At 67.4% G+C, this 21345-nt stretch carries 24 protein-coding genes and 4 tRNA genes; 11 read left to right on the top strand and 17 right to left on the bottom strand.

The genetic code is table 11. The features are described from left to right. Positions 1-93 precede the first annotated feature (93 nt). A complete protein-coding gene (locus A7U43_RS07880) occupies positions 94-945 on the top strand; it encodes an NmrA/HSCARG family protein (protein ID WP_067993180.1) in 852 nt (283 codons plus the stop codon). On the opposite strand, the gene A7U43_RS07875 is transcribed toward A7U43_RS07880, so the two are convergent. Genes A7U43_RS07875 through A7U43_RS07870 form a run of 3 tightly spaced genes read right to left on the bottom strand, consistent with a single transcriptional unit; the run spans position 938 to position 2282 of the window. Further along, positions 938-1546 carry a zinc-binding dehydrogenase gene (locus tag A7U43_RS07875; protein WP_231963542.1) on the bottom strand — a complete coding sequence of 203 codons (609 nt, stop codon included), beginning with the start codon at positions 1544-1546 and terminating at the stop codon, positions 938-940. The two genes, A7U43_RS07880 and A7U43_RS07875, sit on opposite strands and share 8 nt — an antisense overlap. Then, positions 1543-1851, bottom strand: coding sequence for an MDR/zinc-dependent alcohol dehydrogenase-like family protein (locus A7U43_RS30295; protein ID WP_231963541.1), 309 nt, complete (start codon positions 1849-1851; stop codon positions 1543-1545). The genes A7U43_RS07875 and A7U43_RS30295 overlap by 4 nt, the downstream gene beginning before the upstream one ends. Beyond that, complete coding sequence (locus A7U43_RS07870) at positions 1851-2282, bottom strand: Rid family hydrolase (RefSeq protein WP_067993177.1); 432 nt, start codon at positions 2280-2282, stop codon at positions 1851-1853. The genes A7U43_RS30295 and A7U43_RS07870 overlap by 1 nt, the downstream gene beginning before the upstream one ends. A gap of 45 nt (positions 2283-2327) precedes the next feature. Here A7U43_RS07870 and A7U43_RS07865 point away from each other — a divergent pair, with 45 nt between their 5' ends. The 6 genes from A7U43_RS07865 to A7U43_RS07840 all read left to right on the top strand — a co-directional run bounded on the left by A7U43_RS07865 (position 2328) and on the right by A7U43_RS07840 (position 8660). Further along, positions 2328-2807 carry a MarR family winged helix-turn-helix transcriptional regulator gene (locus tag A7U43_RS07865; RefSeq protein ID WP_067993172.1) on the top strand — a complete coding sequence of 160 codons (480 nt, stop codon included), beginning with the start codon at positions 2328-2330 and terminating at the stop codon, positions 2805-2807. 10 nt (positions 2808-2817) lie between these two features. Continuing rightward, positions 2818-3987: a pyridoxal phosphate-dependent aminotransferase gene (locus tag A7U43_RS07860; RefSeq protein ID WP_067993168.1), complete on the top strand. Its 1170-nt coding sequence runs from the start codon at positions 2818-2820 to the stop codon at positions 3985-3987. Positions 3988-4004: 17 nt separating this feature from the next. Next, entirely contained in the window at positions 4005-5216 is a 1212-nt protein-coding gene (locus A7U43_RS07855) for a DUF6986 family protein (protein WP_067993163.1), read from the top strand. Continuing rightward, positions 5213-6175: an allantoicase gene (gene alc, locus A7U43_RS07850; protein ID WP_067993159.1), complete on the top strand. Its 963-nt coding sequence runs from the start codon at positions 5213-5215 to the stop codon at positions 6173-6175. The genes A7U43_RS07855 and alc overlap by 4 nt, the downstream gene beginning before the upstream one ends. Next, positions 6172-7086: an allantoinase PuuE gene (puuE, locus tag A7U43_RS07845; RefSeq protein WP_067993156.1), complete on the top strand. Its 915-nt coding sequence runs from the start codon at positions 6172-6174 to the stop codon at positions 7084-7086. Before alc ends, puuE begins: the two co-directional genes overlap by 4 nt. A 272-nt stretch (positions 7087-7358) precedes the next feature. Further along, positions 7359-8660, top strand: a complete 1302-nt coding sequence (locus A7U43_RS07840) for an HNH endonuclease signature motif containing protein (RefSeq protein ID WP_067993154.1) — start codon at positions 7359-7361, stop codon at positions 8658-8660. A gap of 93 nt (positions 8661-8753) precedes the next feature. Here the strand turns inward: A7U43_RS07840 and A7U43_RS07835 are convergent, their stop codons facing one another. The 5 genes from A7U43_RS07835 to A7U43_RS07815 all read right to left on the bottom strand — a co-directional run bounded on the left by A7U43_RS07835 (position 8754) and on the right by A7U43_RS07815 (position 12867). Continuing rightward, positions 8754-9470, bottom strand: a complete 717-nt coding sequence (locus A7U43_RS07835) for an aspartate/glutamate racemase family protein (RefSeq protein ID WP_067993151.1) — start codon at positions 9468-9470, stop codon at positions 8754-8756. After that, a complete protein-coding gene (locus A7U43_RS07830; protein ID WP_067993148.1) occupies positions 9467-11014 on the bottom strand; it encodes an NCS1 family nucleobase:cation symporter-1 in 1548 nt (515 codons plus the stop codon). Before A7U43_RS07830 ends, A7U43_RS07835 begins: the two co-directional genes overlap by 4 nt. Before the next feature lie 79 nt (positions 11015-11093). Next, positions 11094-11792, bottom strand: a complete 699-nt coding sequence (locus tag A7U43_RS07825) for a GntR family transcriptional regulator (protein ID WP_067993145.1) — start codon at positions 11790-11792, stop codon at positions 11094-11096. A gap of 88 nt (positions 11793-11880) precedes the next feature. Continuing rightward, entirely contained in the window at positions 11881-12318 is a 438-nt protein-coding gene (locus A7U43_RS07820; RefSeq protein ID WP_067993144.1) for an SRPBCC family protein, read from the bottom strand. A gap of 108 nt (positions 12319-12426) precedes the next feature. After that, positions 12427-12867, bottom strand: coding sequence for an SRPBCC family protein (locus A7U43_RS07815; protein ID WP_067993141.1), 441 nt, complete (start codon positions 12865-12867; stop codon positions 12427-12429). 56 nt (positions 12868-12923) lie between these two features. On the opposite strand from A7U43_RS07815, the gene zwf reads away from it, so the two are divergent. From zwf to A7U43_RS30045, 3 genes are read left to right on the top strand one after another with little or no spacing between them, the layout of a single operon-like run. Further along, positions 12924-14420, top strand: a complete 1497-nt coding sequence (zwf, locus tag A7U43_RS07810; protein WP_067993138.1) for a glucose-6-phosphate dehydrogenase — start codon at positions 12924-12926, stop codon at positions 14418-14420. Positions 14421-14430: 10 nt separating this feature from the next. Then, the gene (locus A7U43_RS07805) at positions 14431-14772 is read left to right on the top strand and encodes a UBP-type zinc finger domain-containing protein (protein WP_067993136.1); all 342 of its coding nucleotides are present in this window, start codon (positions 14431-14433) and stop codon (positions 14770-14772) included. Positions 14773-14814: 42 nt separating this feature from the next. Further along, positions 14815-14970: a hypothetical protein gene (locus A7U43_RS30045; protein ID WP_197499978.1), complete on the top strand. Its 156-nt coding sequence runs from the start codon at positions 14815-14817 to the stop codon at positions 14968-14970. Here the strand turns inward: A7U43_RS30045 and A7U43_RS07800 are convergent. From A7U43_RS07800 to A7U43_RS07770, 7 genes are all read right to left on the bottom strand, one after another. Next, a complete protein-coding gene (locus A7U43_RS07800) occupies positions 14967-16532 on the bottom strand; it encodes a phytoene desaturase family protein (RefSeq protein ID WP_067993134.1) in 1566 nt (521 codons plus the stop codon). The genes A7U43_RS30045 and A7U43_RS07800 overlap by 4 nt on opposite strands. Before the next feature lie 57 nt (positions 16533-16589). Next, positions 16590-17195 carry a TetR/AcrR family transcriptional regulator gene (locus A7U43_RS07795; protein WP_067993131.1) on the bottom strand — a complete coding sequence of 202 codons (606 nt, stop codon included), beginning with the start codon at positions 17193-17195 and terminating at the stop codon, positions 16590-16592. A gap of 39 nt (positions 17196-17234) precedes the next feature. Next, on the bottom strand, positions 17235-17819 hold the full coding sequence (locus A7U43_RS07790) for a TetR/AcrR family transcriptional regulator (RefSeq protein ID WP_067993128.1): 585 nt from the start codon (positions 17817-17819) through the stop codon (positions 17235-17237). A gap of 19 nt (positions 17820-17838) precedes the next feature. Beyond that, a complete protein-coding gene (locus A7U43_RS07785) occupies positions 17839-18429 on the bottom strand; it encodes a YdcF family protein (RefSeq protein ID WP_082902045.1) in 591 nt (196 codons plus the stop codon). Positions 18430-18492: 63 nt separating this feature from the next. Continuing rightward, positions 18493-18566, bottom strand: a tRNA-Phe gene (locus A7U43_RS07780). A 39-nt stretch (positions 18567-18605) separates the two neighbouring features. After that, positions 18606-18682, bottom strand: a tRNA-Asp gene (locus A7U43_RS07775). 45 nt (positions 18683-18727) lie between these two features. Further along, positions 18728-18800: transfer RNA gene (locus A7U43_RS07770), tRNA-Glu, on the bottom strand. A gap of 136 nt (positions 18801-18936) precedes the next feature. Between A7U43_RS07770 and A7U43_RS07765 the strand changes: the two genes are divergently transcribed. Continuing rightward, positions 18937-19012, top strand: a tRNA-Lys gene (locus A7U43_RS07765). Positions 19013-19019: 7 nt separating this feature from the next. Here A7U43_RS07765 and A7U43_RS07760 read toward each other — a convergent pair. Both A7U43_RS07760 and A7U43_RS07755 read right to left on the bottom strand, forming a co-directional pair. Continuing rightward, positions 19020-20138 (bottom strand): serine/threonine-protein kinase, encoded by a 1119-nt coding sequence (locus A7U43_RS07760; protein WP_067993124.1) that lies wholly within the window; start codon positions 20136-20138, stop codon positions 19020-19022. A gap of 141 nt (positions 20139-20279) precedes the next feature. Beyond that, complete coding sequence (locus A7U43_RS07755; protein WP_197499977.1) at positions 20280-21320, bottom strand: oxygenase MpaB family protein; 1041 nt, start codon at positions 21318-21320, stop codon at positions 20280-20282. Positions 21321-21345 lie beyond the last annotated feature (25 nt).

Genomic DNA, 21345 nt, shown 5'->3' with positions numbered 1-21345 from the left:
TGCCACTGCTGTGTCAACCTCGGTGCGCGCCGGTTATTCCACCGGGTGAGCCGGACCGGCTGATCTGGGACACCCCGGTACTAGGCTGGACGGGTGACTGGACACTTTGCGGTACTGGGTGCCACCGGCGCGCAGGGAGGTGCGGTGGTGACCGCTCTGCTCGAACAGGGCGCGACGGTTCGCGGGATCACCCGTCGCACGGATTCCCGTGCGGCGCTGCGGCTGACCGAGGCCGGGGTGGAGGTGGTGGCCGCCGACCTGTCCGACGAAGCGTCGGTGGCCCGCGCGTTCACCGGGGTGGACGGGGCATATGCGCTCACCACCCCGTTCGAGGACGGGCCCGAGGCCGAAGTCGCGCAGGGCGCGACGATCCTGGCAGCCGCCCAGTCGGCACGCGTGCCCCACCTGGTGTTCTCTTCGGTCGCCGACGCCGACCAACACACCGGCATACCGCATTTCGACAGTAAGGCCGCGGTGGAAGTGGCACTGGCCCAGTCGGGGTTGTCGTACACCATCGTGGGGCCGTCGTATTTCTACGACAACATGCTGGGCGGCCTCGACGACATCCGGGCCGGCGTTTTCGAGCTTCCGCTGCCCGCGGACGCGCCGCTGCAACAGCTGTCCCGGCGCGACTTGGGACGGTTCGTCACCGCCGTGCTGACCGATCCCGATCCGGTCCGCGGCGCACGCATCGATATCGCCTCCGACGAGCCGACCGGCCGGCAGATGGCCACCGCGCTCTCCGAGACACTGGGCAGGACCGTCGAACTGGTGACCCGCGACCCCGCACTCATCGCCTCCGGCGACATGCGGGCGATGTTCACCTTCCTTGCCGGCGGCGGTTACACCGTGGACATCGGTGCGCTGCACGCGCAGTACCCGCAGATCGGTTGGCAGAGTTTCACCGACTGGCTGCAGACGGATCTGCTGCCTGCGCTCAGCTGACCGTGAGCGCCGCCTTGCCGGCCACCCGCCGATCGAGCAGTGCGTCGATCGCCGCATCGAGGTTGTCCCACCCGTCGCGGTAGCCGACCTGCGCATCCAGCTGGCCGCGGCCGGTCAGGTCCAGCACGTATTGCAGTTCCCCGCCCACCGGCCAGCGCGCCATGAACGACTCGATCCTGTTGTTCTTCCCGGCCATTCGCGCCGCCTCCAAGTCGATCATCGTCGGCTGCCCGGACGCCGAGCCGACGGCGATGACCGTGCCGCCGTCTTCGAGCAGTCCGTACGCATCGGCCAGCATGGCGCCGCCGACATGTTCGACCACGCCGTGTACCGGGGCGACCCCGTCAAGACCGACCACGATCTCGGCGGCCCCGAGCGCACCCAGGCCTGCGCCGCGCTCTGGACTGCCGACCGCGGCGATCACGTGCGCACCCGCCCGGGCAGCCAGCTGGACGGCGAGCCGGCCCACACCTCCCGACGCGCCGGTGATCAGCACTCTCTTGCCGAGCACAGGACCCAGCCTGCGGATGCTCTGAACGGCGGTCACCCCAGCGACCGGCAGAGCCGCCGCGGTTTCGAAGTCGACCGAATCGGGGATCACCGCAACGTTTTCCGATGCAAGCACTCGCCGCTGCGCCCAGCCCTGCGACCAGGCCGCTCCGGCCACCCTGGTTCCGACCGGGGGCCCGAGCCGTCCGGGGCAGCGGCCACGACTACGCCTGCGCTGTCCCAGCCCGGGATGTCGCCGGGGTGTTCGGCGTTGTCGGCATACTTCACCTCACCAAAGTTCAGCGAGATGGCCTTGACGTCGATGAGCAGTTCGTTGCGCGCCGCGGGTACCGGGTCGGGCACCTCGGCGAACGCGAAACTACGCGCGGCATCGGGGCGGAAGACGATGGCGCGCATCAGTTCTCGATGACCGCAGTGACACGGATCTCGAAACGCATCTCCGGCGCACCGAGCGCGGTGACGCCGGTCTCGGTCCACAGGGGTGCGCGTTCGGGGGCCCGCGTGCGCAGCTGGTCAATCACGACCGCGTTGTGGGTGGCGAAATCTGCATCCACCGTCAGCACGTGGTAGGTGTTCACGTGGACCACATCACGCCAGGCCGCACCGACCGTGGCCAGGGTGCGCTCGACATTGTCGAAGGCCCGCACGATCTCGTCCCGCAGCGACTCCGGGAAGTTCAGATCGTCATCCCAGCCACCCTGTCCTGAGGTCTCGACGCGGTCACCGATGCGGACCGCCTGGTGGTAGTGCCGCTCCGCGAGCAACATCTCCCCGTAGCCGGCCGTGGCGAAGAACTGGACCTTCGGTCCACTTTTTACTTCATGCATGAAGTGAACCGTACACCCGATGACTTCACGCGTAAAGTAACGGCAATGGCGAGCACCGGCGCACCCCAATGGCTGTCCGAGGACGAGAAGCAGGCATGGACGGGTTTGATCTCCCTGATCCTGCTCATGCCCGGCCAACTCGAGGCCCCGCTCCGGCAGGTCGACCTCACCCTCTTCGAGTACCTGACGCTGAGCCACATATCCGACGCACCCGATCGGCGAATCAGGATGAGCGAGTTGGCGTTCCTGGCCAACGGATCCCTGTCGAGGCTGTCCAATGTGGTGAAGCGCTTCGAGCAACGCGGATGGGTGATCCGCTTCCCCGATCCCGACGACGGTCGCTACACGCTGGCCGAACTCACCGCGACGGGATACCAGATGGTGGTGAAAGCGGCCCCGATCCACGTGCGCACGGTGCGCGAACTGGTCATCGACCCACTCACCAGCACCGACCTGGCGGCGCTGACCCGAATCGCCGCGAAGCTACGGGTGGTGCCGCCCGGACTCGCGGCCCAGCACGATTAGGGTCGAGACCATGACGGTGCGCCGACTCCAGCCGTACGCGGTGACGATCTTCGCGGAGATGTCGGCGTTGGCCGCCCGCATCGGGGCGGTCAACCTGGGCCAGGGCTTCCCCGACGAAGACGGGCCCGCGGCGATGCTGAAGATCGCGCAGGACGCCATCGCCGAGGGCGTCAACCAGTACCCACCGGGCCTCGGGACTTCGGCGCTGCGCGAGGCCATTGCCCGTCAACGCCGCCGCCGCTACGGCGTCGACTACGACCCGGACTCGGAGATCCTGGTCACCGTCGGGGCGACCGAGGCCATCGCGGCATCCATCATCGGGCTCGTCGAACCCGGCTCCGACGTGCTGGTGATCGAACCCTTCTACGACTCGTACTCCCCCGTCATCGCGATGGCCGGCTGCCGGCGGGTCGCGGTGCCCATGGTGGCCGACGGCCGCGGGTTCGCCATCGATATCCAGGCATTGCGGGATGCGGTCACGGCGAACACCCGCGCACTCGTCCTCAATTCACCGCACAACCCCACCGGCACGGTCGCCTCGGCCGAGGAACTCGCGGCGATCGCCGACCTGGCGATCACGCACGACCTGCTGGTGATCACCGACGAGGTGTACGAGAACCTGGTCTACTCCAATCCCCGCGGGCTGCGCCACCTGCCGCTGGCAGCGCTGCCCGGCATGGCGGAACGCACCGTCACCATCTCCAGCGCGGCGAAGATGTTCAATGTCACCGGCTGGAAGATCGGCTGGGCATGCGGTCCCGCCGACCTCATCGCCGGCGTCCGGGCGGCCAAGCAGTACCTGACGTACGTGGGTGGCGCCCCGTTCCAGCCCGCGGTGGCTCAGGCCCTCGACGAGGAGGACGACTGGTCGCTGGCGCTGCGCGATACGTTCGAGGCCCGGCGCAATCGGCTGGCCGCGGCCCTCACCGATATCGGTTTCGTCGTCCACGACAGCCACGGCACCTATTTCCTGTGCGCAGACCCACGCCCGCTCGGGTACACCGACTCCACCACATTCTGCGCCGAGCTTCCCGAGCGCGCCGGGGTGGCGGCGATCCCCATGTCGGCCTTCACCAGCGCTGACAACGGTTGGAATCATCTGGTGCGCTTCGCCTTCTGCAAACGCGACGACACGATGGACGAGGCGATCCGCCGCCTCGGGGTGCTCAAGTCGCACTGACACGGCAGGATGGACCGATGCCCGCCGTGCGCCGAGTCCCCGAGGACACGCTCACCCGCGTCGATGCCCTGCTCGACGATGTGGACGCGGCCCTGGCGGCGCGGTATCCGGGCGACGGGACAGGCAGTCAGCCCGTGCACACCGTCTACGTCAGCGCCGCCGACGCGAGTCCGGCCACCGTCATCGAATGGGGCGCACAAGCGCTCGAGCTGCTCGACAGCCATCCCGGCGTGTTCGGCGGGCTCGCCGACGAGACCACCCTGGCGATGGTCCGCGACCGGCTGCGCCGCGCACCCATCGACGATCTGCGCCTGGACTTCGAGGACGGCTATGGGCGACGCGCCGACGCCGTGGAAGACGATGACGCGATCCGGGCCGGGGACACCCTGCGCGCGCTCGGGTTGGGCACTTCCGGCATCCGGATCAAGGGGCTCACCGCCGCGGACCGTCGCCGCTCGGTGCGCACCCTGGAACTGGTGCTCGACGGCGGCGTCCCACCGGGTTTCGTGTTCACCGTGCCGAAGCTTCGCGCGGCCGAACAGGTTACGGCCACGGTGTGGCTGTGCGAGGCACTGGAGCAGGCGCACGGTCTGCCCGCTGGCACGTGCAGGTTCGAGCTGCAGATCGAGAGCCCGCAGGCGGTGATCGGTTCCGACGGCGCCGCGACGGTGGCGCGCGCCATCGCCCTCGCCGGGGGCCGGTGCAGCGGACTGCATTACGGTACCTACGACTACAGCGCCGCCTGCGGCATCGCGCCCCAGCAGCAGGCGCTGGACCATCCCGTCGCCGACCACGCCAAAGCCGTCATGCAGACCGCCGCCGCGCAGACCGGAGTGTGGATCGCTGACGGGTCCACCCAGGTGTTTCCGGTCGGCTCCGGAGACCAGGTGGAGGCCGCGATCCGCCGCCATCACCGGCTGGTCACCCGGTCGCTGGAACGCGGCTACTACCAGGGCTGGGACATGCACCCGGGCCATCTGGTGACCCGTTGGCTGGCCACCTTCACCTTCTTCCGCGCCGCGCTCGTGGCGGCCGCACCGCGACTGCAGGCCTACCTGGACCGCCGCGGTGGCGCCATCGTCGATGAGCCCGCCACCGCCGAGGCACTGTCCACGGTTGTGCTGCGCGGCCTGGACTGTGGCGCCTTCGACATCGATGACGTCCTGGCACTGGCCCCCTCAGCCGATCTCGACGTACTGCGAAAGCTCAAGGACCGGAATCCGATATGACCGAATCCCTGCCCGACTTCACCTGGTTGCCGGACCTGGCGCTGCGCACCCTTGGCGGCGCCGTCGTCTGGGCCAATGACGAATCCTTCGCCGAGAAGGAGAATCTCATCTCGCAGGGACCGTCGACGTATCAGCCCGCCTCGTTCGGACACAAGGGCCAGGTGTACGACGGCTGGGAGACCCGGCGCCGGCGCGAAGCGGGCCACGACACCGCGATCATCCGGCTCGGCGTGCCCGGGGTGATCCGCGGGGTGGTGGTCGACACCGCGTGGTTCAAGGGCAACTACCCGCCTGCCGTCTCGCTGGACGCGCTGGAGGTGGACGGCTACCCCACCGCCGAGCAGCTGGCCGCCGACCAGAACTGGACGCCGCTGATCGCCCGCAGCCGGGCCTATGGGGACACCCGCAACAACTTCGAGGTCGACTCGCAAAGCCGTTGGACCCATGTACGACTGAACATCTACCCCGACGGCGGGGTTGCACGGCTGCGGGTGCACGGCGAGGGCCTGCCGGACAAGCGGTTCTTCGGCGTCGGCCCCCTCGATCTCGCCGCGCTGGAGAACGGCGGGCTTGTCCTGGACTGCTCCAATCGCTTCTACAGTTCCCCGCAGAATCTGATCTTCCCCGGCTATGCCCAGGTGATGGGTGACGGCTGGGAGACCGCCCGCCGCCGCGATGACGCCAATGACTGGGTGCGGTTCCGGCTGGCCGGGCCCGGCAGGATCAACCTGGCCGAGATCGACACCTCTTATTTCATCGGCAACTCCCCCGGTGCGGCCGCGCTCACCGGTTTCCGGGCCGACGGAACGGCGGTCGAACTGCTGGCGCGTACCGACCTGCTACCCGACACCAGACACAAGTTCCTCATCGACGCCGACGATGTGTTGACCGAGGTGCGGCTGGACATCTACCCCGATGGCGGGCTGGCCCGGCTCCGGCTGTTCGGGGAGCTGGCGTGACGTACCCGCGGGACTTCGTCGGGTACGGGCGCGACATCCCCGACCCCCGGTGGCCCGGCGGCGCGGCGATCGCCGTGCAGTTTGTGCTGAATTACGAAGAGGGATCAGAGAACTCGATCCTGGACGGGGATCCGGCGTCGGAGACATTCCTGTCCGAGATGACTCCGGCCGAACCGTTCGGCAATCGTCACATGAGCATGGAGTCGATGTACGAGTACGGCTCACGCGCCGGGCTGTGGCGAATTCTGCGGATCTTCGAACAGCGCGGTCTGCCGTTGACGATCTTCGCGGTGGCCCGTGCGATGCAGCGCAATCCCGAAGCGGTGGCGGCATTCTCGGAGCTGGGCCACGAAATCGCTTGCCACGGCCTGCGCTGGAAGTCCTATCAGCTGATCGGCGAGGACACCGAACGTGCCCATATGGCCGAGGCGGTGCAGATCCTTACCGACCTGACCGGCGCGGCCCCGCTGGGCTGGTACACCGGCCGGGATTCTCCGCACACCCGTGACCTGGTGGTCGAGCACGGCGGGTTCGTCTACGACTCGGACTCCTATGCCGACGATCTGCCGTACTGGGTGACGGTGCGCGACCAGGATCATCTGGTGGTGCCGTACACCCTGGACACCAACGACATGCGATTCTCCTCGCCTGCCGGGTTCGCCAACGGGGAAGAGTTCTACGCGCACCTGCGCGACGCATTCGATGTGCTCTACGCCGAAGGTGTTGCCGGAGCACCGAAGATGCTGTCGGTCGGTATGCACTGCCGGTTGGTCGGCCGGCCCGCACGGGCCGCGGCATTGCAGCGGTTCCTGGACCACGTGCAATCGCACGACCGGGTGTGGGTGGCACGGCGCATCGAGATCGCCGAGCACTGGCGGACGGTTCACCCGGCGCCACTGCACCTCGACTAGGCCAGAGCCCCGGCGAGCCGCCCCGAACCTCGTGCGCGGAGCATCGTCACCGGAACTCATAGCCACATTCGTCGAGAAACCCCTTGCACAGGTTGACATTCGCACGTATAGTCGAACATAAGTTCGAATGCGATGTAGCTCCTGCCATCATCCGGTGAGCTCAGACCGCGACTCCGGTCGCCGCGAGGTTCGATGGCCCCTTTGGGGCCCTGCGGACCGTATTGACTGATCGTGCCCCCGTGCGGGCACCTTCTGTGAAAGCCGGTATCCCTATGGACGCCACTGATCTCGACACGTTTGTTGACGCGTTGATCGATGACCTCACCCCTGTCGCCGCGCGGGAGGAGGATCGCCCCCTGTTTCATCTGCTCGACGCTCCCCGCCGCGGTGTTGACGACGAGGCCGTGGTGGCGGTGCTGGCCGCCGCGGTCACCCTGCGCAACCTGGCTGATCATGTCATCGCCTCCGCGGTCGTGGCCGCCGAGCGGGCCGGGATTCCGGCGCGGCGGCACCTACGGTCGGGGGCCGATCTGCTCACCAACATCGGGGTGGCCCCCGGTGCGGCGTATCGAGCCGTGCGGGTGGGGCGGGCCGCGCACCGGCTGTCGGCGCTGACCCGGGCCCAGCGCCTCGGTGGGGTCGGGATCGAGTTCGCCGACGCCGTCGGCAAAGGCGTCAGCCACATTGAAGCCCGGGTGGCGTTGACCGACGACGAGCGCACCGAGGTCGTCACCACCCTGATGATTCAGAGCACGCCGTCGGGGGTGGATAAGAAGGCCCGCGGGATCGCCATCGCCAAAGCCGCCACCTCATCTCCCGAGGAGGGTGCGGTGCCGGTCGCCGAGAACGCCGACCTCAACGACATGAGCGTGGTGCACACCGAGGACGGGCGGGTGGCGGCCACCCTCGACCTCGATGCGCTCACTGGCGAGGAACTGCTCGCCGCCCTGGACCCGTTAACTCGGCCCATCCCGCTGCCGGACGGATCCCCGGACCCCCGCCCGGCCGGGCGGCGCCGCGCCGACGCCTTCGGGCAGATACTGCGCACCTACCTCTCGAACTCGCAGCGCCCGATGTCGGGTGGGGTGCTCCCGCACGTCACCCTCATCCGACCCGCAACGCAGGGCGTGGACACCCTCGGGTTCGGCGGGCCGATCACCGCCGCCACGGCCGAGCTGATCGCCTGTGACAGCACCCTCACGACGGTGACCGTCGACCACTCGGGCGCACCACTGGATGTGGGGCGCAGCGAACGGCTCTTCACCCCCGCGATCCGCAAAGGCCTGGCGGTCCGCGACGGCGGCTGCGCACACCCCGGCTGCGGGCGACCGGTGTCCTGGTGCGACGCCCACCACATCACCCCCTGGGAACACGGCGGCACCACCAGCCTCGACAACGGGGTTTTGCTCTGCCGGCTGCACCACACCGCCATCCACCACGGCGGCTGGCAGGTCTACCTCGGTTCCGACCGCCATCCCTGGTTCATACCACCGCATGACCCGACCGGACCCGAACCGGCGCACCTGCGCTCCCACGCCCGACGCACCATGACCGACCTACCCACCGCGGCATAACCACACCTGCACCGCACCTTGATAACTCCACAGTGAAGCCGCCCGCACAGCGGGTCCGGCGGCACAACACCCCGCCGGACCCGCCACCACGACCTACACCCGTGGGACGTACTCCTTGGCCGGCGGTGCCGCGAACTCACCACGCTTGCCGGTGCGCAGACCCATCGTCACCAGGGATTGCACCATCAACGTGGCCGCGGTGACACCGTCGACCACGGGGACACCGATCTCCTCCGATATGTGCCGGCACATATCGGCCATCCCGGCGCAGCCCAGCACCACCGCGTCGGAACCGTCGTGCTCAACGGCCTCCCGGCAGGCATCGGTGACGATTTTCGTTGCCATCGGGTCGGTTTCGAGATCCAGAACCGGAATCTCGCAGGCGTGATAGCCCCGGCAGAACCGCGCCATCCCGTAACGCTCGGCGAGATCCTCGGCCCGCCCGATGGTGCGGCTCAGCGTGGTCACGACGCTGAAACCGCGGCCCAGATGACTGGCGGCATGCATGGCGGCCTCGGCGATACCGATCACCGGGCCGACCGCCACCTCCCGCGCGGCGTCCAGGCCCGGATCCCCGAAGCAGGCGATGACGTAACCGTCGACACCCTCGGCCTCACCGCGGCGGATCGCCGCCAGCAGCCCGGGCACGCTCATCGCCTCGTCGTAGTGGCACTCGATCGACGGCGGCCCGAACTCGGAGGTAATACCGACCACCTCGGTGCCCACGGCCGCCACCGCCCGGGCACAGACCTCGACGGTCGAGGTCATGGCCCGGGTGGTGTTCGGATTGATCACCCAAATGCGCGTCACGACACCGATTCTGCAACCAGGGCGTCCCGCTTGCCCAGCAGGTAGTAGATGGCGAAGCCGACACCGCAGCCGATGAACCAGCTGTACTGCGCGGCGGTGTGCATGCCGGTCACCGATCCACCGAGCAGCACCGGGATCATGGCCAGCACCGCTCCGACGACGGTGGCGATGACGGCCACCTTGTTGTATCCCTTGGTGTACCAGTACTTCCCGGACTCGTCCATGGTGAACAGATCATCCACCACCACCTTCTGCTTGCGGATGAGGTAGTAGTCGGCGATCAGCACACCGAACAGCGGGCCGATGAACGCTCCCAGGGTCTCCAGCGTGTAGTGGATCACCTCGGGGTTGTTGTACAGGTTCCACGGGGTGATCAGCACCGAACCGACGGCGGCGATCATGCCGCCGGCGCGCCAGCTGATCCGCTGCGGGCTGACGTTGGAGAAGTCGAATGCCGGCGAGATGAAGTTGGCGACGATGTTGATGCCGATGGTGGCAATGGCGAAGGTCAACGCGCCCAGCACAATCGCGAAGGTGCTGTCGATGCGCGCCACCGTCTCGACCGGGTCGGTGATGAGCTCACCGAACACCGGCAGGGTCAGCGATGCGGTGACGACCACCAGCACCGAGAACACCAGGAAGTTGACCGGAAGGCCCAGGAAGTTGCCCTTCTTCACCGCCTCGAACGACTTTCCGTACCGCGAGAAGTCACCGAAGTTGAGCATCGGGCCGGAGAAGTAGGAGACCACCAACGCGATGGCACCCAACATCACCGGCACCGAGGACCAACCGGTGTAGGTGACCCCACCGAGGTTCAAATCGATGGCGCCCCAACCCGCCTTGTAGATCAGGTAACCGCAGAGCATGAACATGACGACGTACACCGCGGGTCCGCAGAAGTCGATGAACTTGCGGATCGATTCCATACCCCGCCAGAAGACGCAGGCCTGCAGCACCCACAGCAGCAGGAAGCTGCCCCAGCCCAGCAGCGACAGCCCGGCGAATCCGTAGTCGGCGACCACGGCGTACGGGGCCAGGCTCGGGAAGAGTTTGATCAGCACGATGTCCAATGCCGCCGAGGCCAGGAACGTCTGGATGCCGTACCAGGCCACCGCGATCAGACCGCGGATGATCGCCGGGATGTTGGCGCCGAGCACACCGAAGACGGTGCGACAGATCACCGGATACGGCACCCCGGCCACCTGGCTCGGTTTGGCGACCAGGTTGCAGAAGAAATACACGATGCTGATGCCGACCAGCAGTGCGATCAGCACCTGCCAACTGGCCAGCCCGAGCGCGAACAAGCTGCCCGCGGTGACGTACCCGCCGACGCTGTGCACATCGGACATCCAGAACGCGAAGATGTTGTACGAGGACCAGGTTTGTTTGCCCAGCGGGGCGAGGTCCTCGTTTGTGAGCCGGGGGTCGTAACCGGGTTTGATGACGCCGCCGCCGACGGGGTGACCGGCGGCTTCGACGATGTCACCGGCGCCGACAACGGCTCCCGGCGGCGCGTTATGCGGAGGTACAACGGTATCGGTCATGGTTGCCGACTATCCGACCGCGTTGTTTCCCGTCTGTTTCGCTGGAACTATCGCGCGGTTGCGTCGAAAATATATTCGTTCACGCCAGCAGACCGGTGTGCCGCGGCAGGGTGGCGATGACGGCGTTGAGCCGCGCGGCGTGTTGTTCGGAGACATCGAGCAGCGCCGTGACGTCACCGGCCAGGAACGCCTCCAGCATGGCCCGGTGGTCGGCATGCAGGATGGCGCGGTCGGTGTGGCTGACATGCACCATCGACTGCACCGGTTCGGTGACATTCCAGGCACCCTCGAGCATGTGCAGGAGCCGGTGCATGCGCGACGGACCGGTGAGCGCGGCATGGAACTTCCTGCTGCCGCGGTGATATGCGGCCGCATCACCGTCCCGGATCGCCTGCTCCAGACGTTGGTGGGCGATCACGGCGGCGGCACGGTCGGTGTCGGTGGCATTGTGCACCGCGGCGGTCAGCGAGGCGGACTCCAACGTCTCACGCACGATGTACATTTCGCGCAGTTCCTGGGCGGTCAGCAGCGCGACGGTGTAGCCCCCGTTGCGACGGTGCGAGACCAGCCCCTCGGCCACGAGTGTCTTCAATGCCTCGCGGATCGGGATCTGACTCACCCCGAACACCTCGGCCACCTCGGCGAGCGGGATCGGAGTTCCGGGCGGGACGCCACCGTCGAGAATCGCGCGGCGCAGCTCGCCGAGCACCCCGTCCTGGGAGGTTCCGGCCCGCTCGGCGATCAGGCATTCGAGTAGCACCGAGCCCCTGACCCCCATCCGCCGAGACTAGGCCGGCCGTGTTGCGGCACGGTTTCGGCGCGGTTAGCCGCCGGCGAGCGAAGCGCCGCCCCGCCCACCCTGATGACTAGCCGTAAAAGCGAGTGACCCGGGTACGCAGCCGGTCCACGGCCGCATCGAGCACCATCTTCTTGGCGCGGCGCAGCAGGAACTCCGGGATCGGCGCGACCAGATCGATGATGAGGTCGAACCGGACGCGGGTGCGGTCACCCTCGCGGATCAGCTTGTACTCGCCGTGCTGGCCGCGCTGCTGGAAAGTGTCCTGGGCGTCCCAGACCATCCAGTCGTCACCCCAGTGGTATTCGAGCATCTCCTTGTCGGTGATCCCCATGATCTTCACGGTCGCCTTGACGTGATGGGGTCTGCCGTCGGGATGGCGGTCCACCACCTCGGCGGACCGGTGCAGGGTGGACCAGGTCGGCACCTCGTCGATATCGGCGAGCGCATCCAGGATCGCCTCCGGCGAGGCGTCGAAGAGGACTTCTCTCGACGCTCTGACAACCATCAAGCAAATATAAGACCGCTCTTAAGATCGTGCAAGGATTTCAGCGATCTGGGCGTTGCCAATTTACGCGCCCGTCGGCAGCAAATCCGGGGGCGAATGGCCGGCCGGCTAGCCCTTCTTCACCTTGAGCACCTGCTTGCGCAGGCCATCGGTCGCCACGTCAATCGCTCCGCTCATCACCTTCTTCAGGATGAACCCCGGCAGCGGGATGGCCAGGTCGATGGTCATGTCGAAGCGGACCCGGGTGTTGTCCCCTTCCGGCGTCAGCGTGTAGCTGCATTCCTGGGACTTCAGCTGACTGGCCTTCACCAGCACCCAGCTGACCTTGTTGTCCTCCCAGGTGTAGTCGATGGTCAGCTGATCGCTGATGCCGACGGTCTTGATGGTCTGGATGACGCGACGCGGGCGGCCCTCGGCGTCGCGGTCCACCACCTCGGCCTTTTGGTATTGGGGCGACCAGGTCGGTGTCGATTCGACGTCGGCGACGACGGCGAGAATCTCCTCCGGGGACGCTTCGATGACCACTTCACGGGAAACGCTGGTTGCCATGGCCTGACAGTAGCGATGTCGCGCAGCGTTAACGTAGGGATGGCAACATCCCCGCCATGGCCGCCGAGAACCCGCAGACCATCGCCTACCCCGCTCCGGGTGCCCGCCCGCACCGCCGCGACACCGACCCGCTCGAACCCCATGTCATCGTCCTGTTCGGCGCCACCGGCGATCTCGCCAAACGCAAACTGCTGCCCGGGATGGCCTACCTGGACCAGTCGGAGCTGGCGCCCAACATCCAGGTGGTCGGGACCTCGTTGGAGGATCTCACCGACGATGAGTTTCGCGCGCTGGTCAAGGACGCCATCGAGCGGTTCGGCACACACAAGCTGACCGACGAACAGTGGGCCAATGTCTCGAAGATCCTCAGCTACGTCCCGCAGGGTGCCGGCCCGGCGGCGCTGGCCGCGGCCGTCGCCGAGGCCGATGCCCGACTCGGCGGTAACGCCCAACGGCTGCACTATCTTTCGGTGCCCCCGAAGGCTGCCCGCGCCGTCATCACGATGCTGCGGGAGGCCGATCTGGTGGACCGCTCACGGGTGGTCATGGAGAAGCCGTTCGGCACCGACCTGGCCAGCGCGGTCGCGCTGAACGATTTCGTGCACGAGACGTTCGAGGAAGGCCAGGTCTTCCGGATCGACCACTTCTTGGGCAAGGAGGCCGCCCAGAACATCCTGGCGTTCCGGTTCGCCAACGGGCTGTTCGAGCCGATCTGGAATCGGAACTTCATCGATCACATCCAGATCGACATTCCCGAGATGCTCGGGCTGGACGAGCGGGCCAACTTCTACGAGAGCACCGGCGCCTACAAGGACATGGTGGTCACGCACTTGTTCCAGGTGATGGCATTCGTGGTGATGGAGCCGCCGACCGCGCTGGAGCCGCGCGCGATCAGCGAGGAGAAGAACAAGGTGTTCCGCTCCATGCTCCCGATCCAGTGCAACGACGTCGTGCGTGGGCAGTTCGCCGGATACCGCGAACTCGAGGGGGTGGCAAGAGATTCCGACACCGAGACGTTCATCGCGCTCAAGGTCGGCATCGACAACTGGCGGTGGGCCGGGGTGCCGATCTACCTGCGGACCGGAAAGAAGATGGCCGAGGGCATGCGCATCATCTCGATCGCCTTCAAGGAGGCCCCGCGCACCATGTTCCCGGCCGGCTCGGGTGTCGGCTCCCAGGGCCCCGACCACCTGACCTTCGACCTGGCCGACAACTCCAAGGTGTCGCTGTCGTTCTACGGCAAGCGGCCCGGGCCGGGCATGAAACTGGACAAGATGTCGATGCAGTTCTCCACCACGGAGATCCCGACCAACGGCGACGTACTGGAGGCCTATGAGCGCCTCATCCTGGACGCGATGCGCGGCGACCACACCCTGTTCACCACCGCCGAGGGCATCGAATCCCTGTGGGAGCGTTCGGCTGCACTGCTCGACGATCCACCACCGGCCAAGCTGTATCAGCCCGGCACGTGGGGGCCCAACGCCATCCACCAGCTGATCGCCCCGAACGCGTGGCGGCTGCCGTTCGAGCGGGCCTGGCGGGAGCGGAAGTAGACTCGCACGGGTGGACGTCGACCCGACCAGACCCCCGAGCGGTACCGGATGCGTGGAGTGCGACGCCGACGGCGGGTGGTGGGTACACCTGCGCCGGTGCGCGGCCTGCGGGCATATCGGCTGCTGCGATGACTCGCTGGCCAAGCACGCCTCCCGGCATTGGCGCGACACCGGGCACCCCGTCATCCGTAGCTTCGAACCCGGCGAGGACTGGTTCTGGAACTACGCCACCAACGATTACTACGACGGGCCCGATCTGGCTGCACCGCAGGCCCACCCCACCGATCAGCCGGTGCCGGGTCCGCGTGGGCGGGTGCCCCGGGATTGGATGCAGCAGCTTCAGCGCGGCTGACGGGCTGTTTCCGCACCCGGCGGAACGGGTAGTTCTCCGGTTGTGAGCGCAGATCCCAAGACCACCGAGTCAGACGCCGGCGCCGACGGCGCGCGCGACGATGTCATGAGCGACCCTGCCAAGGGAGCCGAGGACCGCTCCGACTGGTCCGACGAAGGCGGCGCGACCCCGGACGGCAGCGCGGTGGACGACGACTAACGCGCGTCGGCCAGCGCGGCCTTGGCGGCGTTGTACCCGGGGATGAACGTGATGCCCGGCCCGCCGTGGCAGCCGGCGCTGCCCAGATAGAGCCCCTGCACCGGGAGTTCTTGATCCGCATAGCCTCTCGGGCCCGGCCGATTCGGCCCCATCTGTTCCGGGTGGATCAGGCCGTGACAGTAGTCACCGCCCGGCGCGCCGAACATGGTCCCCATATGCTTGGGGGTGAACGTGGTGTGCCGGGATATCAGACTCTCGAAATCGGGGGCCAGTCGGTTGATCTTGTCGATCACGCGTTGGCCCATCTGGTTCTTCAGCTCGCCGTATGACGCCCCTGCCGATTCTTCCACGGGGAACCACAACGAGAATGCGGACACCGCATGCTTTCCCGGTGGCGCCAGGCCGGGGTCCTTGACCGAGGGCATCTGCATGGCGATGGCCGGGTCGGCGGGCACGATACCGCGGCGACAGTCCTCCCACTGTTGCTGCAGCTCCTCGGGTGTGTTGAAAAGACCGATGGCTGACTGCATTTCGGGGTCGTTGAGCATCCCGTACGGCTCGGTGAAGGTCGGGATACCGTCCAGCGCGAAGTGCATCTGCAGATAGCTGCCACGATGATCGACGCGCGTATAGCGTTCACGCGCCTCGGCCGGCACGGCCGCCGCGTCCAGCAATCCCGTGACGGTGAGGTCGGGGGCGAGGGCGGAGACGACGATCGGCGCGCTGATCTCCGACCCGTCCTGCAGCCGGACCCCGGTCACGCGGCCGTCTGCGGTGCGGATTTCCTCGACCTGGGAGCGCAGCCGCAGCTCTCCCCCACCGACGGTCAAGAGGTCACTGAGATGCGTGGTGAGCGAGCCGATCCCGCCGCGCAGCTTCTTCATCAGCACGGCGTTCTCGTCGGGGACGGCCAGCCCGAAGGCAAGGGCCGCCGCACTACCCGGGGTGGCCGGGCCGCGATAGGTGGTGTTAACCGCCAGGAAGCTGAGCATGCCGCGCAGCGCACCGTGTTTCTCCGGGTCGGGCAGGTAGCGGTTGAGCACATCGGTGACCGAACCGAACAGCATGTCGGTGATCGCCGAATGCTCGAATTCGTTCTGCGCACAGGCATACATCTCGTCGAGTGTCTTCGGCGGTGTCGCGGCGTCGAACCGGCCGAGCGCGCGGGTGGGCGCCAGGCTCCACGCCATCAGGCCGGCCATCCCGTTGACGGCCTCGGCTCCGTGCACCTCGTTGAGGTGGGTCAGCAGTTTCATCGGATCGGTGTAGTAGATGACGGGGTCATCCCCGATGCCGCGCAGCGATACCGACATGACGTCCACGTCGACCGTCGGCAGCGCATCCAGCCCGAGCTCGTGGCTCACCACCGCCGATGTCGGGAATTGCAGCGAGCCCGCGATCTCGAACTTGTACCCGTCGAAAAGCTCGACGGTGGAAGCCATTCCACCGGCGTAGAGCTTGCTCTCCAGGCACAGGGTGCGCATTCCGGCGCGTTGCAGCAGGGCGGCGGCGGCCAGGCCGTTGTGGCCCGCGCCGATGACGATCGCGTCGTAGTCCGGCATCAGCCCAGGCTGCACCCCGGGGCTATGTTTTGTCAATATTGTCAAAACATCGCACAGCTATGGCGTGGGGATCACTCCGGATTCCAGCGAGTCCAGCGCCGTCCGGCACAGCCTGGCGAGCTCCGGCAGCGACCGCTCCTCGGCCAGCATCCACACCTCCATCGCACCGAACACCGCTGCGGCGATACAGCGCGCCGCAACGGTGACGCGCAGCGCGGCATCCGAGCCGGGCGCCGGTGGATCGTCGTGTCGCAGATGTTCCTCGACCACCTCGGCGAACGAGGCCTCGACCTGGCGGATGTGGCGCACGATGCGGCCGGGGTCGAGCTCGTCGGCGCGCAGCTCGGCGATCTTGGCCACGGCGTCCACGTCGTACGGGGATTGCAGGATCGCCGAGTGCACCGACTCCACGATCGATTCCTGCGGGGAGCGGTTGGCCAGGGCGGTGCGGAACCACTCCAGTCCGGCGTCGTAGTCGACGAACAGCAGATCGTGCTTGGACGAGAAGTGCCGGTAGAAGGTCCGCAGCGAGACGCCCGCATCCGCGGCGATCTGTTCGGCCGAGGTGTCCTCCACCCCCTGGGCGAGGAACCGGACCATGGCCGCCTGGCGCAGCGCCTCGCGGGTGCGCTCACTGCGCGCAGTCTGAGCGGGCCGAACCATCAGATCAACGTACCGGAGAGGTCGAGACCGCCGGAGAGGTCAGCGCGGCGTGAACAAGGCAATCGTGGCGTCGACCGCCTCTTCGGTGATATCGCTCAACGTGCCGCCGTTCTCGACGGTGATGGCGGTGAGCTCACGAAGGCCACCCAGCAGCATGATGATCCGCTGCCGCGAGACCGGGCCGATCCCGGCGGCGCGGAACTGCGCGCTGTCGACCAGCGCGGTGACCATATCGATGAAGTGCTCCATGGATTCGCGGGTGAGGTCGCGTCCCGCCGCACCCAGCGAAGGTCCGTCCCGAATCCAGCTGAGCGTGAGATCGGGCCGGGACTCCCCGGAGGCGATCCAGGCCTCGATGGCCTGGCGGGCCTGCCGCTGCCAAGGCGCCTCGGGGTCGACGGCGGCAGCGATGGACCGGACCTGGTCGGCATTGGCCTCGGCGAGCAGCGCCATGAAGCACTCGTCCTTGCTGGAGAAGTGCTCGTAGAACGTCCGGCGCGAGGTTCGGGCCCGGCGCACGATGTCCGCGATCGTCGTCTTGGCGTAGCCGTCCTCGGCGATCGACGCCTCGAACGCCGCCAGCAGTCGGGCCCGGAAGTCTCCCGTAGCAGCGTCCGTCGTCACCCGGCCACCTTAGAACGGTTCAGCCGATGGGGGTCAGCGGGCTGAGCACGTCGCGGATGAACTGGGTGATGTTCGTCTGCGGGCTGCCGTCCGGGAAGCTCACCGTGGCCAGCACATTGGCGCCCGCGTCGGCGAAGTTCCCGTCGGCGCGATCCTGGTGCGTCGAGGACGTCACCAGGATGATCCCCGAGGTATCGGCCTTCTCGGCCAGCGGCACGGAGAACTGAGCGTTCTGCACCGTGCTGTTGGCCTTGTCCTCGACGATGATCCGGTTTGCGGGGAAACCGAGCAGCCGCAGCAGGTTGCGCATCTCCCCGGCCTCCGTGCGCCCGTTGCGCGGGTTGCCGCCGGTGACGATGATCGGGGACTGCGGAAAGGCCTGCGCGACGGCGAGGCCGGTCAACACCCGGGTGTAGAGAATCGGTCGCATCCAGCCGTCCGGGGTGAGGCCGTACCCGAGGATGACGATGGCGGGCTTGGTGAAGTCCTTGCCGGCCGGTTGCGCTGCGGCCTGCGGCGCGGCACCACAGGCGAACGCCAGCGCGACGAGCACCGCGCCGATGACGGCCTTCAGACGACTGCGCTTTTCATCCCCGAATGAGTGCGACACGTGAGGTTGATCGTGATCGGTGGGGACAATGTTACGGAACTGACAATTAGCGATCCTGCGAAGTGGCCAGGGCCGGGATCGAACCGGCGACCTTCCGCTTTTCAGGCGGACGCTCGTACCAACTGAGCTACCTGGCCGGAAGGCTCCGGCCTTGCGACCGGAATACCTCGCCGAAATGGCGACCCTGACGGGACTCGAACCCGCGACCTCCGCCGTGACAGGGCGGCGCGCTAACCAACTGCGCCACAGGGCCTTGCTCTGTACTGCTTCGCTCCGGTGTGTCACCACCGTCGCGCCGTACCCCCAACGGGATTCGAACCCGTGCTACCGCCGTGAAAGGGCGGCGTCCTAGGCCGCTAAACGATGGGGGCCTATCCGAATTTCTTCGGGCCGCTCTCAACGCCGGTGACGTTGGAAGCTTCGATAGCTTAGGACACAGCCCTGCGAAATCCCAAACCGGATACCCCCACCCGCCCGATCAGGCCGCCCAGTATCCTGATTCACCACGCCCCTCTAGCTCAGTTGGTAGAGCTGTGGACTTTTAATCCATAGGTCGTAGGTTCGAGCCCTACGGGGGGCACCACGCACGCCTACCCGCCGTCACCGCGCTTGGGCTTCGGGCCCTTGCCGTTTTCCCCTTTCTTCTCCCCACCGTTGCCGCGGCCCGGCGGTGGCACCGGCTGCTGGACGATCGGGGTGGTCGGGGTGGCCGTGCTCGGGGTGACCGTCGTCGTGGTGGTGGGCGCCTGCGTCGTCGTGGTGCTCACCGGCGCCGGCGTGCCGGAGCGCGACGCGGTATCCACCACGAAGGCGATGACGAGCACCAGGACGGCCAGCACGGCACCGATGACACCGAGCATGGTGCGGCGGCGACGGGGCGGCGTCGGCACCGGCAGGTAGGCGGTCGCCGGATCCGGCAGCGGTTGGTCCAGGAACAACGTCTGCGGCCGCCCCGCGAAGAGTGCGGCGCGCATCTGGTCGGCGTCGGCGAATCGGGCACGCGGATCGGCGGCCATCGCGCGCTGCACCACCGAGGCCAGGGCGGGCTCGATATCCGGGCGTACGGCCGCCAGGTTCTCCTGCGGTGCGGGCACCCGACCGGTGAGCGCCTCGAACGCCAACACCCCGACGGCGTAGAGGTCATCGGCGGCCGTGGCGGGTCGTCCCGCCAGGCGCTGCGGGCTGAGATAGCCGAGCGTGCCGATCACCAGGCCGGTCGCGGTGTGGCCGGAGTCCGGACTCTTGGCGATGCCGAAGTCGGCGACCTTGGGCACGCCGGTATCGGTGAGCAGGATGTTGGCCGGCTTGATATCGCGGTGCACGATGCCCGCCGCATGGGCCGCCGACAACGCCGAGAGCACATCGCCGAGCAGGGACCGGATCTGCGCGAGCGGCATCGGCCCGGCTGCGATCAGGTCGGCCACGGTGCGCCCGCTCAGGCGTTCCATGACGATGTACGGCGTGCCATTGTGCTCACCGCTGTCGTGCACCGCGACGATGTGGGGGTGGCTGAGACGCGCCGCGGCGCGGGCCTCGGCCTCGAAGCGCCGGCGGTTCTCCGGCAGCGCGGTCAGCGCGGGGTCCATCAGCTTGATCGCCACCGCGCGGCCGAGCCGGGTGTCCCAGCCCTCACGGACCTCCGCCATACCACCGCGCCCGAGGACACCGCGCAGTTCGTAGCGGCCGCCGAGCATTTCGGGCCCCTGCATGGGCCCTACGGTAGCCCGGCGTTGCAGCCCGCAACGAACCGCAGCACACGACCTCGCCGCGACGTTGCGGTTATCGCGCAGAAATTCGAGCAGACACCGCGACAACCGCAATCTCGCGGCGCGATGCGCGTAACGGCAGCGCTACCCCACCTCGGGGCAATAGAACTGGGGCTGGCCACGGTATTCGAGCGGCGGCAGGTTGCGCGCCGGGGTCTGCACCAGCGGAGCATCGGCAGGCAGGCGGCCGGTGGCCCGGTCCACCGCGGAACGCTTGCGCGGGTGCATCAGCCAGCGCTTGGGCGCCACCTTGCCGGCGAACGTGATGACATTGCAGAGCCGATCGTGCAGCCACTGCTGGCGCGGAGTCCAGGTGTAGCCCATCAGGTCGCGCACCGGCTGGTCGTAGAGGGCGACGGTCATGAACGTCAGGAAGCGCTGCATGATCTTGAGGTTGAGCGCCCAGAGCGGATCCGGAATCCACTGCAGCGAGGGGTGTTTGGGCATGGTCGACAGATCCATCACCTCGCGCGCGGCGTAGTTGTTCTCCAACACGTTGCGGCACATGTGATCCCAGTACTGTTCGAACTCTTCCCAGGATTTGGGCACCGGACGCATGCTCATCCCGTACATCCGGTACCAGGCGACGTGCTCGTCGAACAGCTGACGCTTGTCGGCCAACGAGATGCCGCCGCCGAACTTCTCGGCGGCCAGCAGGGTGGATTTGAAGAACGTCGCGTGCGCCCAGTAGAAGACATCGGGGTTCAGCGCGCTGTACCGGCGCCCCTGCTTGTCCACGCCCTTGATCCCGATGTGGTAATCGCGGACCTCGGCACCGGTCTTGGGCGCGCGGCCTCCGTCGAACACCACACCGCCGATCGGGTAGATCGAGCGCAGCAGGCGCGGAATCCGCTCGATGAAGAAAATCGAGTGTTCCTCGACCGCCGCGCCGAGTTGCGGATGCATGTTCTGCATCGAACCGGCCCAGGTGCCCTGGAACAGTCCGGTCCACTGACCGAAGTATCTCCAGGTCAGCGAGTCCGGACCGAGCGGCATCGCCGGAGCGTCGTAGCCGCCGGTGCTCACCGGGCAGCCCGCCGCCACCTCTGCTGATGCGCTGGTCACCGGGCACGTCTCGGACGTATCTTGAGTCACTGGCGAACTTCCCGTCCCTGTCAGAAGCATTCTGACTACACTCGTTGTCACTACG

The organism is Mycobacterium adipatum (assembly GCF_001644575.1).
Taxonomy (GTDB): domain Bacteria; phylum Actinomycetota; class Actinomycetes; order Mycobacteriales; family Mycobacteriaceae; genus Mycobacterium; species Mycobacterium adipatum.
Note: the sequence above shows the minus strand (reverse complement) of the source record. Positions and strands in the feature narration are given on the sequence as shown.

Bases quoted from the DNA above. Each gene is read 5' to 3' on its own strand.
- A7U43_RS30295 (WP_231963541.1), bottom strand. From the start codon at position 1,851: ATGCGCGCCATCGTCTTCCGCCCCGATGCCGCGCGTAGTTTCGCGTTC.
- A7U43_RS07870 (WP_067993177.1), bottom strand. From the start codon at position 2,282: ATGCATGAAGTAAAAAGTGGACCGAAGGTCCAGTTCTTCGCCACGGCC.
- A7U43_RS07865 (WP_067993172.1), top strand. From the start codon at position 2,328: ATGGCGAGCACCGGCGCACCCCAATGGCTGTCCGAGGACGAGAAGCAG.
- A7U43_RS07860 (WP_067993168.1), top strand. From the start codon at position 2,818: ATGACGGTGCGCCGACTCCAGCCGTACGCGGTGACGATCTTCGCGGAG.
- A7U43_RS07855 (WP_067993163.1), top strand. From the start codon at position 4,005: ATGCCCGCCGTGCGCCGAGTCCCCGAGGACACGCTCACCCGCGTCGAT.
- alc (WP_067993159.1), top strand. From the start codon at position 5,213: ATGACCGAATCCCTGCCCGACTTCACCTGGTTGCCGGACCTGGCGCTG.
- A7U43_RS07840 (WP_067993154.1), top strand. From the start codon at position 7,359: ATGGACGCCACTGATCTCGACACGTTTGTTGACGCGTTGATCGATGAC.
- A7U43_RS07830 (WP_067993148.1), bottom strand. From the start codon at position 11,014: ATGACCGATACCGTTGTACCTCCGCATAACGCGCCGCCGGGAGCCGTT.
- A7U43_RS07825 (WP_067993145.1), bottom strand. From the start codon at position 11,792: ATGGGGGTCAGGGGCTCGGTGCTACTCGAATGCCTGATCGCCGAGCGG.
- A7U43_RS07820 (WP_067993144.1), bottom strand. From the start codon at position 12,318: ATGGTTGTCAGAGCGTCGAGAGAAGTCCTCTTCGACGCCTCGCCGGAG.
- A7U43_RS07815 (WP_067993141.1), bottom strand. From the start codon at position 12,867: ATGGCAACCAGCGTTTCCCGTGAAGTGGTCATCGAAGCGTCCCCGGAG.
- zwf (WP_067993138.1), top strand. From the start codon at position 12,924: ATGGCCGCCGAGAACCCGCAGACCATCGCCTACCCCGCTCCGGGTGCC.
- A7U43_RS07800 (WP_067993134.1), bottom strand. From the start codon at position 16,532: ATGCCGGACTACGACGCGATCGTCATCGGCGCGGGCCACAACGGCCTG.
- A7U43_RS07795 (WP_067993131.1), bottom strand. From the start codon at position 17,195: ATGGTTCGGCCCGCTCAGACTGCGCGCAGTGAGCGCACCCGCGAGGCG.
- A7U43_RS07760 (WP_067993124.1), bottom strand. From the start codon at position 20,138: ATGCAGGGGCCCGAAATGCTCGGCGGCCGCTACGAACTGCGCGGTGTC.
- A7U43_RS07755 (WP_197499977.1), bottom strand. From the start codon at position 21,320: ATGCTTCTGACAGGGACGGGAAGTTCGCCAGTGACTCAAGATACGTCC.